At 45.1% G+C, this 14,719-nt stretch carries 10 protein-coding genes; all 10 read right to left on the bottom strand.

The genetic code is table 11. The features are described 5' to 3' along the window. Positions 1 to 102 precede the first annotated feature (102 nt). On the bottom strand, positions 103 to 432 hold the full coding sequence (gene cyoD, locus NSQ20_RS27290) for a cytochrome o ubiquinol oxidase subunit IV (protein ID WP_036606914.1): 330 nt from the start codon (positions 430 to 432) through the stop codon (positions 103 to 105). Continuing rightward, positions 433 to 1,053, bottom strand: coding sequence for a cytochrome o ubiquinol oxidase subunit III (gene cyoC, locus NSQ20_RS27295; RefSeq protein ID WP_036606911.1), 621 nt, complete (start codon positions 1,051 to 1,053; stop codon positions 433 to 435). Then, positions 1,054 to 3,024: a cbb3-type cytochrome c oxidase subunit I gene (locus tag NSQ20_RS27300; RefSeq protein ID WP_036606909.1), complete on the bottom strand. Its 1,971-nt coding sequence runs from the start codon at positions 3,022 to 3,024 to the stop codon at positions 1,054 to 1,056. It abuts the gene before it with no gap. Between the two features lie 21 nt (positions 3,025 to 3,045). Further along, on the bottom strand, positions 3,046 to 4,020 hold the full coding sequence (gene cyoA / locus NSQ20_RS27305; protein WP_036606906.1) for a ubiquinol oxidase subunit II: 975 nt from the start codon (positions 4,018 to 4,020) through the stop codon (positions 3,046 to 3,048). A gap of 318 nt (positions 4,021 to 4,338) precedes the next feature. After that, complete coding sequence (locus NSQ20_RS27310) at positions 4,339 to 4,602, bottom strand: hypothetical protein (RefSeq protein ID WP_036606904.1); 264 nt, start codon at positions 4,600 to 4,602, stop codon at positions 4,339 to 4,341. Between the two features lie 361 nt (positions 4,603 to 4,963). Further along, positions 4,964 to 6,325 (bottom strand): GH1 family beta-glucosidase, encoded by a 1,362-nt coding sequence (locus NSQ20_RS27315; RefSeq protein ID WP_036606902.1) that lies wholly within the window; start codon positions 6,323 to 6,325, stop codon positions 4,964 to 4,966. 16 nt (positions 6,326 to 6,341) lie between these two features. Further along, complete coding sequence (locus NSQ20_RS27320) at positions 6,342 to 8,723, bottom strand: glycoside hydrolase family 95 protein (protein WP_036606900.1); 2,382 nt, start codon at positions 8,721 to 8,723, stop codon at positions 6,342 to 6,344. A gap of 189 nt (positions 8,724 to 8,912) precedes the next feature. Further along, positions 8,913 to 10,598, bottom strand: coding sequence for an ABC transporter substrate-binding protein (locus NSQ20_RS27325; RefSeq protein WP_036607083.1), 1,686 nt, complete (start codon positions 10,596 to 10,598; stop codon positions 8,913 to 8,915). 332 nt (positions 10,599 to 10,930) lie between these two features. After that, the gene (locus tag NSQ20_RS27330; RefSeq protein ID WP_036606898.1) at positions 10,931 to 12,634 is read right to left on the bottom strand and encodes an ABC transporter substrate-binding protein; all 1,704 of its coding nucleotides are present in this window, start codon (positions 12,632 to 12,634) and stop codon (positions 10,931 to 10,933) included. Positions 12,635 to 13,009: 375 nt separating this feature from the next. After that, positions 13,010 to 14,698 carry an ABC transporter substrate-binding protein gene (locus NSQ20_RS27335; protein ID WP_036606896.1) on the bottom strand — a complete coding sequence of 563 codons (1,689 nt, stop codon included), beginning with the start codon at positions 14,696 to 14,698 and terminating at the stop codon, positions 13,010 to 13,012. Between the last annotated feature and the right edge of the window lie 21 nt (positions 14,699 to 14,719).

The raw sequence follows: 14,719 nt of genomic DNA on the forward strand, positions 1-14,719 counted from the left end.
TACAACTTTTTTTTCATTAAAATATGCGATAACTTCTGCTTAGAAAAAAAAGAGCCCCACAACCTTGAATTCCAAGGTCGTGAAGCTCTTTCATCATATCAATTAATGTGCAACAGCATTGTTAAGCATAATCCAGATCGAACCAATTACGATGGTCATCATAATCAGCAAACCGAAGATAAGAGCCATCACATTCCAGCGTGGTTTCTCTGTTTCACGGATATGCATGAAGAAGAAGAGTTGAACCACAAACTGAAGTGCTGCCGTGCCAAGAACAACAATGAGTGTTCCTGTTCTTTCCATCATATCATTGAGAACCACCACAAGTGGAATGATTGTCAGAACGACGGACAGAATGAAGCCGATGACATAAGACTTCAGTGAACCATGTTGCTCATGACCGTGGGAATCATGTGAGTTGTGCTCTGACATCTACATCACCCCCATGAGATAGACGATCGACAGGAGGAAAATCCATACGACGTCCAAGAAGTGCCAGTACAAGCTGATGACGTTAATTTTACCGCGAGTAACATCGGTAATACCACGTTTTTTCAGTTGTAACATAAGTCCAATCATCCAGATCAGACCAAGCGATACGTGAAGTCCGTGAGTTCCCACAAGGGTGAAGAATGCGCCAGAAGCAGCACTCGTTGTAAAGCTGAACCCTTCGTGAATCAACTCAATAAACTCATATACTTCCAGTGCGATAAAGCTTGCACCCAGAACGGCTGTAACTGCCAGCCAACTGATTAATTGTTTTACTTTGCCTTGATTCATCGCCAGTACGGCTAGTCCGCTCGTAAATGAACTTGTGAGCAAGATAAACGTTTCGGCAATAACACCAGGCATTTTGATCAATTCAGACAAAATCGGTCCGCCCGCCGTATTGTCACGCAACACAATGAAGGTTGCGAACAATACGGAGAACAGGATAACGTCGGAAATCAGGAAGAACCAGAAACCGAGAATTTTCATTTCCTGTGGATCATGATGTCCATGGTCGTGACCATGTGCATGATTCTCACCGTGCTTAGCGGCTGCTTGAGCCATCTATACCGACCCCCTTAACGACGCTTCGGTACGTTTAATTTCGTCAACCGGAATGTAATAATCCGTATCATATGAGAATGAACGGGCGATCATACAGATCCCTACGCCAGCGAGTCCGAGAATTGCCATCCACAACCATCCGAAGACAAAGCCGAAACCGGCGATGAACCAGAAGACAGACATGATGAACGGAATTCCAGAGTTCTTCGGCATATGAATCGGCTCAAGCGGTTGCTCTGGCGGATAGATGCCTTTGGCACGACGTTCTTTCTCTTCCCACCACTCATCAATATCATCTCCGCGCGGTGTAACGGCGAAGTTGTATTCAGGAGCTGGTGAAGGAATTGACCACTCCAGCGTACGGCCATCCCATGGATCGGCGGAAGCTTTGAGTGATTTGTATTTGCGAATACCGTCTGCGATTTGTGCAACTTGGAACAGGAATCCGACACCCATCAGGAATGCCCCGATTGTGGATACGAAGTTCAGTTCCCACCAGCCAGTATCCCAGCCGTATGTGCTCAGACGACGTGTCATACCCATTAGACCGACAGCGTACTGCGGCATGAAGCAGACATAGAAACCAATATTCCAAGTCCAGAATGCCCATTTGCCCAGTTTCTCTTCGAGTTGGAAACCGAACATTTTAGGCCACCAGTAGTACAGACCTGCGAAGTATCCGAAGACAACTCCACCGATCAATACTTGGTGGAAGTGGGCAATCAGGAAGTAACTGTTGTGGAACTGGAAGTCAGCAGGAGCAACGGATAACAGAACGCCTGTCATACCCCCGACAATAAAGCACGGGATAAAGGCAAGTGTCCACATCATCGGAGTCGCCATGCGAATCCTTCCTCGATACATGGTAAACAGCCAGTTGAATATCTTAACCCCTGTTGGAATAGCAATCAACATCGTAGTTACGGCGAAGAATGCATTCACGTCTGCTCCGGAACCCATCGTGAAGAAGTGATGCGCCCATGTGAAGAAGGACAGGAAGCTGATGATCAACATCGCGAATACCATCGATTTGTAGCCAAACAGTTTTTTCCGTGAGAAGGTACTCACAATCTCGGAGAAAACACCGAATGCCGGCAAGACGACAATGTATACCTCAGGGTGACCCCACATCCAGATCAAGTTTATATACATCATTGGGTTACCGCCCAGATCAAGTGTGAAGAAATGCGCCCCGGCAAACCTGTCGAGGAATAACAATGCAAGTGTCACGGTCAAGATCGGGAAAGCAAACAAGATAATGATACAAGTGGAGAATACCGACCATGTGAACATCGGCATTTTCATCCATCTCATGCCTGGCGCACGCATTTTAATGATGGTAACCAGGAAGTTGATACCGGTAGCCAAGGAACCGATACCCGATATCTGTATACCCCATATATAGAAGTTCTGTCCTACCCCCGGACTGTGTGACAGCTCCGATAGAGGCGGATAACTCAGCCATCCTGCATCCGGTGAACCACCGATAACGAATGACAGGTTAAACAGCATTGCTCCCAGGAAGAATAACCAGAAGCTCAGTGCATTCAGGAACGGGAACGCAACGTCCCTTGCTCCGATCTGTAATGGCACGATAACGTTAAATAGACCAAACATAAATGGCATCGCCATGAACAAGATCATGATCGTACCGTGAGTTGTGAAGACCTGATTATAATGCTCAGGATTCAGAAATTCATTGTTAGGCATAGCTAGCTGAAGGCGCATCATTAGCGCATCCACACCACCACGGAACAACATGATAATGGAAGCAATGATATACATGATACCGATCTTTTTGTGATCGACAGTCGTTAACCAGTTACGCCAGAGCCAGCCCCATTTTTTGAAATAAGTTAGCACCGCTACAATAGTAATCATGGTAATTCCGATAGCTACCATCGCACCATAAATGAGCGGATCACCGGTTACGAAAAACTCCGATGCAAACTCTTTAAGTCCCTCTAACATTGGGGGCCTCCTTTCGAATCTTTAGTTAGCACTCTTGTCCTCGTCTTGATTGGACGTATCAGTTGCATTTTGAATGGCTCCAGAAGCTTCTTTTGAAGTTCCATGCTTACTGTGAGCACTTTGACCATCTACTACATACTTGGTCACAATATTTTGGAACAATCCTTCTGGGAAGGCAGAATAATAAGCAACGTTGCTTGTGCCTGGCTCAGCCAGTGCTTTGTAACCTTCTGTAGTCAACGCCTGAGAACTCTGTTTCACTTCAGCTACCCAATTGTCAAAATCTTCGTCCGATGTAGCATTCACATCAAAACGCATTTCTCCAAAATGCTCACCTGTGAAGTTAGCGCCTGAACCCCAGTACTTGCCTTCATGATCTGCCTGCAGATACAAGGTCATCGCCATACCCGACATCGTATAAATCTGTCCTCCAAGTTGCGGAATCCAGAATGAGTTCATCGGTGAATCCGCAGTGAGTTCAAATTTCACGGGCCGGTCTGCCGGAATATTCAACGTATTAACCGTTGCAATTCCTTGTTCTGGATACATAAACAGCCATTTCCAGTCCAGTGAAGACACTTGGATGGTAATTGGTGCTTTCTCGTGAGCCAACGGCTTCGAAGGTTCCAAAACATACGTGTAACGAATCGTTACAATTGCAAGTATTCCAATAATAATAATTGGAATGGTCCACCATACAACCTCCGCTTTGGTGCTATGAGCCCAGTTAGGTTCATATGCTGCTTTGTTGTCCGGTTTCTCACGGTAACGCCATACGATTACGGCAGCCAAAATGAGTACTGGCACAATAATGACAGCACACAAAATTGTCGAGATGACAATCAAATCTCTCTGCGAAGCGCCAATTGGCCCCTTCGGATCCAGAACAACGTACTGTCCGCCTGCCAGCATTGGCCAGACAATCAATGCAATTGTAACCAACGTCAGGACAACCGGAATGATAATCCGGATTAGCGACCTAGGTTTCTTGTTCATTTTGATCCCCTCTCCTTAAATTCGCTCATACTGAAAAATCAGTATACTACTCTCTTCCTACTAAAGATATCAGAAATGAACAACTTTTTTGTTCTTGTTAACAAATTTGTCGATTTTACACCTTAAATGTGTGAATTTTTTCTCACAAATCGCTTGCATGCTTGATATTTGTACTTCGTAATCTTTACACATCAAGTCACAAAATAAAACCCTTTGCAGTCCCGTTGAACAGTGTCAACGAATCCGCAAAGGGCTTTATTGACTGGATTCCGGGAACTTATCCAGTCTTATTATGAACGAATTAACGCAGGATTATAATCAATCGGCGCCTTCGTCTTCCCGGCGTGTATGAACAAGGCCAATCGCTTTGGCAATAACGTAAATAAACACACTACCTACAAGGAATCCAATACCAACCATCAAGCCAAGATTACGATCATTAAATTCGTTCAGATTGATCAGACACATGATCACTCCCGTAATGAGTGCGACCCATGCCAGAACTGTCATCGTCAAGACGGCGCGCCGCATATTTTTGTCTTTGCGCTCCAATTGGCTGACCATTGCTGTCTTCGATGCCATAGTAAACACTTCCTTTTCCCTTTTTGTAAGTGCTTTCCTTATACCAATATACCACATCAGTATGATTTTTAGTCAACAAATGTTCAAATTTTATTCGCAATTTGGACACTTTATTTTCATTTCGACCATTGACAAAACATTATTAAATTCTTTCATACTTCTTATAACCCAAAAAACGTCTCTTCATAACAGGAACTGCACTTGACCTTATGAAACCTTTATGAACTACTCATTTCCAACGGTAAAAACAAAAAAAAAAGACGGCACATTGGAATACTCCAATGTTACCGTCGTTCTCAGCTTTAATAAGGGAACCATATATAATGTGGACCTGCTCTACCCTTAAAACCTGCCACCCAAACTATTGGGGATTATGTTCGTTCCGTGTCTCCAACCAATTATTCTTGATGACGCTCTGATACCAGTAATAACTCTCCTTCGGTGTTCTCACGAGTGAACGATAGTCCATATGAACAAGACCAAAACGCATTCGGTAGCCTTCTGCCCACTCGAAATTATCCATCAGTGACCATGCCATGTACCCTTTCAGGTTAATCCCGTCATTAATGATGCGGTGAATTTGGGCCAAATGCTGCTCATAATATGAAATCCGGCGATCATCGTTAATCTTCCCGTTCTCCAGGTCATCATTGATGCAGGCACCATTCTCTGTGATATATACATCCACATTGCCGTACTTTTGCAAGTAATGCATAAATTCATACAAACCACGTGATTCCACAGGCCAGCCAATATCAGTTTTGGTGAGGCCCATATCAACTTCTTCCGATTGCAGAGCACCTGCCTCCGGATTGAAGCGATTGATGCCCATCGTGTAATAGTTAATGCCGAGCAGATCGATTGGTTGCGAGATAATCTCCATATCGCCTTCCTGAATTGGCACAGTAGCCCCCGCTTCTGCGAACCAATCCACCATAAACTGCGGATATGAACCTTTGTAGATTGGATCAAGGAACCAATCGGTATTAAGCGCAATTGATCGGTCACACGCAGCTTGGTCCTCGGGGGATTTGCTGTACGGCTCAGCCCAGCACACGTTCGGAGCAATACCAATCTGACCGGTTGTTCCCAAGCGACGGAAAGATTGAACAGCTTTACCATGAGCAACCAGCAATCCATGAGCAACATTGATTGAAGTTTGCAGGTCTTTGTTTCCTGGCGCATGAATCCCGAGAAGGTTCGACAGGAACGCGATACACCATGGTTCGTTGAATGTCAGCCAGAAGTTGATTTTGCCAGAGAATTCTTTGAAGATCACTTCGGCATATTTCACAAAAGCATCCACAGTTCTGCGGTTACCCCAGCCCCCGTCATCCTCCAGCGTTTGCGGAAGATCCCAGTGATACAGTGTGAGGAACGGTTCAATTCCAGCCTCGATCAATGCATCCACGAAGCGGTGGTAGAAGTCCAGTCCTTCCCGATTGATCTCTCCATCTCCGTCAGGAATAATGCGCGGCCACGCAATGGAGAACCGGTACGTATTAATCCCGAGTTTCTTCATCAGTTCGATGTCTTCCTCGTAACGGTGGTAACTGTCACATGCGACATCCCCATTGTCTCCGTTATATACCTTGCCAGGTGTGCGCGCAAACGTATCCCAGATGGATACCCCGCGTCCACCTTCCTGTGCCGCTCCTTCTATTTGATAGGAAGCTGTTGCTGTACCCCAGCGAAAATCTTGCGGAAATTTAAAAATCGTCATGGTTTACTCCTCCGTCTCATGATGACACGCGGATCGTCTGTCCTGCGGTCATGGTTAAAATAATTACATAATCGCCCTGAGGCGTAAGCTCTGCCTTGGCTTGTTCATGTCCTTCCACTCGCAGCGGATAAGCACTGCGAAGGGTCAACGACTCATTTCGATCTGCCTTAATAACCGCTGACACAAGCTTGTTGTCCGTCCACGTTATTGCTACCGTATAACCACCTCTTGCACGAAGCCCTTCAACACGACCTTGAGTCCAGAGGTCAGGCAATGCCGGAAGTAAATGTAACTCGTTCAAGTGGCTCTGCAACAACATCTCGGCCATGCCAGCCGTGCCTCCAAAGTTACCATCGATCTGGAACGGCGGATGGTCATCAAACAGATTCGGATGTGTGGACCGGGCCAGCAACGTGCGCACAAACTGATGTGCCTGGCTGCTATCCAGTAGTCGTGCATACAGATTGATCAACCATGCACAGCTCCATCCTGTATGCCCGCCACCTTGTGAGATACGACGTTCAAGTGATACCCGTGCTGCTTCTACCAATTCCGGTGTGTGTACTCGATTGATCTGCTCTCCCGGATACAGTCCATACAGATGGGAGACGTGACGATGCCCTGGCTCGGATTCGGCAAAATCCTTAAACCACTCCAGCAATTGTCCTTCGATTCCAATTCGGAATGGATAGAGTTTCTCCAGAGCCTCACTCCACTCGCTTGCCAACGACTCATCTATATTTAGTTGCTTCGAGGCCTCAATACAGCGGCTGAACAGTTCACGAATTAACGTCATATCCATCGTTGAAGCCATGGATATACTGCGTGCCTCCCCAGCATCTGTGAGAAACTTGTTCTCTGGTGAAGTGGATGGAATCGTAACCAGATAACCATCGGGCCCTTCCACCAGCCAATCGAGACAGAACAGCGCCGCCTCTTTCATGATGGGATACGCACGTTCCTCAAGAAAACGCTGATCCCCGGTAAATTGGTAATGCTCCCATAGATGCGAGGTCAGCCACACACCACCCATCGGCCAAAAAGCCCAGCTTGCATCTCCGCCTGTCGGTGTAGAGGTTCTCCAGATATCCACGTTATGATGGGCAGTCCATCCACGGGCTCCATACAGAATCCGCGCCGTTCTTCGTCCTGTATCACTGAGATCGGTCAGCATATCAAACAGCGGCTCATGACACTCACTAAGATTGCAGACTTCTGCCGGCCAGTAATTCATCTCCGTGTTGATATTGATTGTGTAATCACTATGCCATGGCGGCTCTACCTGATGGTTCCAGATTCCCTGCAGGTTGGCAGGCTGGCTGCCCGGACGCGAACTAGCCATTAACAGATATCTTCCATATTGAAAATAAAGTGCCTCCAGTCCAGGGTCTTGTTGCCCTGTCTGATAAGCCTGCAGCCGCTCATCTGTAGATAATTCGGCGTTAGCCGATACCCCTAAATCAATAGAGACTCTGTTAAACAACGCGCTATGATCCTGAATATGTCGGTCACCAAGCGCTTCCGCGCCATGTGTGGTCGCTTTGGAGATCATCTCCTTGCATTCCTCTTCCAATACAAGATGGTCCTTCACAGGCAAAACATCATAACTTTCAAAGGACGTAGCTGCTGCCAGATAAAACACAACCTGATCAGCACCCTGAATATGTAACTTGCCTTCCAGATTGGAGACCTTCACCTGATCACCAGATGCCGTAAACGCTACACGGACAGCATAAGCCGTCCCCCGATCCTCTTCATAGAGGACGGATTCCGGGTGATCCCTGAAGTAATTGGACTCCACATGACTTGGGCACCGACTAAACATGGTTAGAGCATCTCCCGAAGTCTCAACGCGATAAGGATGGAGACTGTCTAGCGTAATACTTACACTCACAGCGTCCTTCTGATCAGCAGTTAATGTGCAGACCATTAGATCATCCGAAGCACTGGAATACACTTCACGTACGTATTGAGTTCCTTCCAATGAGTAGGTTGTGGTTGCAATACCCGATTCCAGATCAAGCTCCCGTTCAAATGCATCATATGAAGGATCATCCAGACCCTCATGGTGCAATAAAAAATGACCCATCGGCTGGTAGGCCTCTACATCACGACCAAGCATTTCACGGTTCAACAAATCCTCAGCTTCACCATACTGCCCAGACATGATCAACTCTCGCGTCTGCTTCAAATACCGCTGACTGCTGTATTGAATCGTATCCCGTGGAAACCCTGACCATAATGTATCTTCATTGAGCTGAATTCGTTCATCTGCTGCGCCACCGTACACCATGCCTCCAAGACGGCCGTTTCCGATGGGCAATGCTTCTTCCCAGCGTTTTGCCGGTTGTTGATACCAAAGACGATTGATTTTAGTTTGTTTATTGTGTTGGGACATGATTAGCTCCTGTTCCTGAATCAGCTGTATATTCCTCATGACGTAAAACGTTTTCGGTAAGTGCTTACAATAATAAAATTATATGTGATTTCAAAATTTGCGTCAATGCAAATCATCACATCATTCCACAAAAAAAGGCCCCATATAGGGCCCCTTCCTTGTGTAACCATGGATCACAGACAATCCATATTATTTTACGTCTTTTCCTGTCCACAGAGAGACACGTTCCTTAACCCAAACCGTAAATTGTTTCTCCATTTCAACTGCACCCGCTTTGTCCAAATCAGCCAGTAAAGCATCATAGGTTGCATCAAAGTTGGCTGGTGTAGTCAGAACAGCTTCCGGAATCCGTTTACGGATGATATCCTGCGTTTTCTGGAACGTTACCTCATAGTCTGTACCGGAAGGTACGGACATGTTATACGCTGCGCCCCAATCCTTAACTGGCAGATCTTCTTCAGCCGGATAGAACTCTTTCCAAGTCGTGATACCATAAGCTTTCAGCGTTTCTTTCTCTGCAGCCGTGTAACCAGCTACAATCTGCTCAGGGAAGTTTGTTGTGTAGTAGTTATCCGTAGAATCTTTTACACCATCACCGTATCTTGCGCTAAATATGTTATACATCCCAATTCCTGTTTCCTTACTGAAATTGGAGTTGTCATTCGTTTTGCGGTCTTGAACGTCTTCTGGAATCACTCGTTTACCATCTTCTACGTTGTAATGTTCACCTTCGATACCCCAGTTTCTCAGAACTTGTCCTTCATCGGAAGCAAGCCAATCCATGAATTTGATGATACGCACTGGATCTTTGGCCGAAGTTGTAATCCCGATGCCATAACCGTCAAATCCGGCTGGTTGGAACGTATGATCCACAATCTCATCGTTAAGTGATACAGAGAAGTGAGCGTATGTGGCATCATCCTTACCTGATGATTTAAGCGCGTTCTCCGCTTCTTGATAGTTCCACTCTTGGTCAATCAGACCGAGGACACGGCCACTGGCAATTTTGGACTTGTATTGGTCATCCTTTTGAACAAAGGCATCTTTGTCCAGTAGGCCTTCATTGTACATTTTATTCAACCAGCGGAAATATTCTCTTTCCTCTGGACGTTTGTAGTGCAATTTGGCTTCATACGTTTCAGGGTCAATGTAATATTCACCATCATCCGGTGCACCTGTTGCCTGGAAAGCCGGGTTCGTTACCGTGATCATGATTTTCCAATCATCTGCATTCAATGTTAATGGAATGGTTGGTTGACCATCAATGGTTGGATGTTTTTCATAATAGGCTCTAAGTACATTCTCGTAATCCTCAAGTGTCTTCACTTCAGGGTATCCAAGCTCTTTCAATACTCTTTGCTGAATTTCAAATCCACCTGTAGCGTCAAACGTAACATTATCAACACCCATATTGGTTGGAATGGTATAGATCGCTTGATCTTCCAAACTGTATTTCAAACGGTTCATCTGTTCTCCATAGATTTTTTTCAGATTGGGAGCATGCTCCTCAATCAGATCCGTGAGATCCAGCATCGCGCCTGCATCCACAAGCTTAGATAAGTTACCTTTAGGGTAGATCATATCAGGAAAGTCACCACTGGCAGCCATTAGTGCAATCTTCTGGTTACCACCATCGTTTACATCATACTCTGCTTCAATGGTAACGCCTGTTTGCTCCGTAATCTTTTTACCAACAGCATCTTGCATCTTGTTCCAGGTCGGACTAGCATCCGCCCCGAAGAATGTAACTGTGATCGGTTCGGTTCCGCTGGACTCCGAAGTCTCTTTGGTTCCCGAATTCCCACAACCAGCTGTAACCAACATTGCACTTGCGAGCATCAACATTGCAAACGTCTTGGGTGTATTGCCTTTCATTTTGCCTCTCATTGTCTAGTTCCCCCTATTATTTATGAAGGTTTTATCTGTATAACAGGCTTTATGCCTGAGGATACCACTTTTTTGAATGCGCTTTCGGTATCGTTCATTCCGACGTATTTACTGAAGCTGACGTTTCGATTCTGCCAAAAGAAAGATTCTTCTTCTAACGGACGTAAAACGTTTTCGTAAATGGAATAAACCGCTTACTGAAAGTGCTTACATGATAGATTATAGGCTATCCATCTCCTCACGTCAACAATAAAAAAAGCCCTTTCTCAAGGGCTTTTTTTGCTATGAAAATCCTTAACTTTAATGCTTGGTTTTCAAGCTTATTTCACATCTTTTCCAGTCCAAAGAGCTACACGTTCTTTGATCCAAACCGTGTATTGTTTCTCCATCTCCACTGCACCCGCTTTATCGAGTTCAGCCAGAAGACTATCATATACGCTGTCGAAGTTCTCAGGTTTGGCAAGGATCGCTTCTGGAATACGTTTACGTACAATATCCTGTGTTTTCTGGAACGTTACGTTGTAATCCGTGTCAGATGGTACAGGCATGTTGTATGCTGCACCCCAATCTTTCAGCTTCAGATCATCGTCGGAAGGATAGAAATCTTTCCATGTTGTAATACCATAGGCTTTCAACGTTTCCTTCTCAGCGGCAGTGTAACCAGCTTGAATCTGTTCAGGGAAGTTCGTTGTATAGTAGTTATCCGTGGCATCTTTCACACCATCACCGTATCTGGCGCTAAATATGTTATACATGCCTACGCCTGATTCTTTGGTAAAAGCAGAGTTATCATTGGTTTTGCGATCCTGTACGTCAGCCGGAATGATGCGTTTCCCATTCTCGACTTGGTAATGTTGGCCTTCAACGCCCCAGTTTCTCAGGACCTGACCTTCATCGGAAGCAAGCCAATCCATGAATTTGATAATACGTACCGGATCTTTGGCCGAAGTTGTGATTCCGATACCATAACCGTCAAATCCTGTCGGTTGGAACGTATGATCCACAATATCCTTGTTCAGGGATACGGAGAAGTGGGCATATGTTTTGTCTCCACCGTTAGATGATTTCAAAGCATTCTCCGCCTCACCATAGTTCCACTCTTGGTCAATTAGACCAAGTACACGGCCACTGGCAATTTTGGATTTGTATTGGTCATCCTTTTGAACAAATGTATCTTTGTCAAGCAGACCCTCATTGTACATTTTGTTCAACCAACGGAAATATTCCTTTTCTTCAGGGCGTTTGTAGTGTAGAACGGCTTCATAGGTCTCAGGATTAATATAATACTCACCATCATCCGGTCCACCCGTAGCTTGGAATGCAGGGTTCGTTACCGTAATCATAATTTTCCAGTCATCTGCATTCAATGTTAACGGAATCGTCGGTTGACCATCAATCGTTGGATGTTTTTCATAATACGTTCTCAGTACGTTCTCGTAGTCCTCAAGCGTTTTTACTTCAGGGTAGCCAAGCTCTTTCAATACTCTTTGTTGAATTTCGAATCCGCCCCTAGCGTCAAACTCAACGTTATCTACACCCATATTCGTCGGGATCGTGTAAATGGCTTGATCTTCCAAACTGTATTTCAGACGGTTCATCTGATCACCATAGATTTTTTTCAAGTTGGGAGCATGCTCCTCAATTAGATCGGTCAGGTCCAGCATCGCGCCTGCATCCACAAGCTTAGACAAGTTGCCTTTAGGATAGATAATATCAGGGTAATCACCACTGGCAGCCATCAAAGGAATCTTTTGGTCACCGCCATTATTCACATCATACTCAGCTTCAATTGTAACTCCCGTTGCCTTAGTAATTTCTTGACCGACAGCATCCTTCATGTTATTCCAGTTCGGACTCGCGTCTGCACCAAAGAATGTAAAGGTCACTGGACTGGTTGTATCTCCGGAATCAACCGGTTTCTCTGAAGCGTTAGTTCCTCCTCCACTGCCGCTGCATCCTGCTGTAATTGCAAGAGCACTGGCTAACAGAAGCATTGCGAATGTTTTTGGTGTTTTGCCCTTCATGTGTAATCCCCCTTATGGATATTAATGAAGCTGTATATTTGTATAACAGGTTGACCTGCAAATACCGTAACCAGATGAAACAAATGTAATTTTCTTGTTTTTATAACATTAGAAGCGTTTTCTTGAAAATAAAAAAATGTTCTTCTTGCCTTATTTCCTCTTCATTCTGCAAATGTTTACTTTGAGATTCAGGTGTATGCCACGTGTTGTACAAGCAAATGTAAGTGCTTTCATAATTGAATAATAATCGCTCCTATATCCCTTGTCAATAGTGAATTTATAAAATTGAAAACGTTTTTTAGAAAACGTTTTAGATAAAAAAAGAACCCAAATATTCTGGGTTCTTTTTCGTTTTAGATCTGAATTGCTAATCGTTTATTTAGCCTCTTCACCGCTCCACAATTGAACACGGTTTTGAACGAGTTCTGTATATTGTTTCTCCATATCCTCTGCTCCTGCTTGGTTCACTTCTGCAATCATGCCGTCATAGATCGCATCGAACTGTTCAGGAGTACTCAGAATGGCTTCCGGGATACGTTTCCGAATGATATCCTGTGTTTTCTTGAAGATGACGTTGTAGTTGGAATCACCTGGTGTTGGCAGATTGTATGCTGCTCCCCATGGTTTGATTGGGAACTCATCTTCACTCGGGAACAGATCTTTCCACGTCGTAGCACCGTAAGCTTTGAGTGTTTCTTTCTCTGCATCGGAATATGCTGCCACGATCTGTTCAGGGAAATTCGTAGTGTAGTAGTTATCCGTTGAATCCTTCACACCGTCTCCATAGTGACCAGACATATTGGTGTACAGACCGATACCCGTTTCTTTCTGGAATACAGCTGCATTATTGGTTTTCTGATCCAGAATGTCGGCAGGAATGACACGTTTGCCGTCCTTCACTTCATACTGTTTGCCCTCAATTCCCCAGTTCATCAGCACTTGCCCTTCTTCAGAAGCCAGGTAATCGAAAAATTTGATCGTACGAACCGGGTCAGGATTCGATGTTGTAATCCCTACACCCCAACCGGATACAAAACCAGGGTCTTGGTAGGCATGATCCTTGATATCCTCGGACAGGGTTACCGGGAAGTGTGAATACGTTGCTTCAGTCTTACCAGCGGATTTCAATGCATTTTCTGCATCGGAATAACCCCAATCCTGGTCAATGACACCCAGAACACGTCCACTTGCAATTTTGGATTTGTATTGGTCTGTTTTCTGGATAAAGCTGTCCTGATCCAGCAATCCAGTGTTGTACATATGGTTCAACCAGCGGAAGTACTCTTTTTCCTCTGGACGTTTGTAATGCAGACTTGCTTCATACGTCTCTGGATCGATATAGTATTCACCATCATCCGGAGCTCCTGTTGCCTGGAAGGCAGGGTTCGTTACAGTAATCATGATTCTCCAATCATCCGCGTCCAGTGTTAACGGGATCGTTGGCTGACCATCAATCGTTGGGTGTTTCTCTTTGTACGCCTTCAATACATTCTCGTAATCCTGAAGTGTACGTACTTCCGGGTATCCGAGTTCTTTCAGTACACGGTGCTGAATGCCAAATCCACCACCTGCATCAAAGTACTTTTGGTCTACCGCATAATACGTTGGCAGCACATAAATAGCCTGATCTTCATTACTGTATTTCAACCGGTCCATGTAATTACCATACAGCTTCTTCAGATTGGGAGCATATTGGTCGATCAGATCTGTCAGATCGAGCATTGCTCCGGCATCCACCAGTTTGCTGAGTTCTCCTTTGGGGGAGACAATATCCGGATAGTCTCCGCTCGCCGCCATTAAGGATATTTTATCTTGACCACCACTAACGGCAAATTCACCGTTAAGGGTTATCCCTGTTTTTTCCGTAAGGACTTTACCTACTTCATCCTTCATGCCATTCCAGTTCGGACTGGGGTCAACGCTGAAGAAATCAAAAGTAAGTGGAGTTGTCTCTGCGCTTGTATCCTTGAACGACGTATCACTGCCGCTTCCTCCACCGCAACCTGCGAGTAAAGACATTGCAAGCACTGGTGCCAGTGCAATCTTCATTTTGGAACTTGCCATAATGGTAATCCTCCCTGTTTC

The organism is Paenibacillus sp. FSL K6-1122 (genome assembly GCF_037977015.1).
GTDB classification, from domain to species: domain Bacteria; phylum Bacillota; class Bacilli; order Paenibacillales; family Paenibacillaceae; genus Paenibacillus; species Paenibacillus amylolyticus.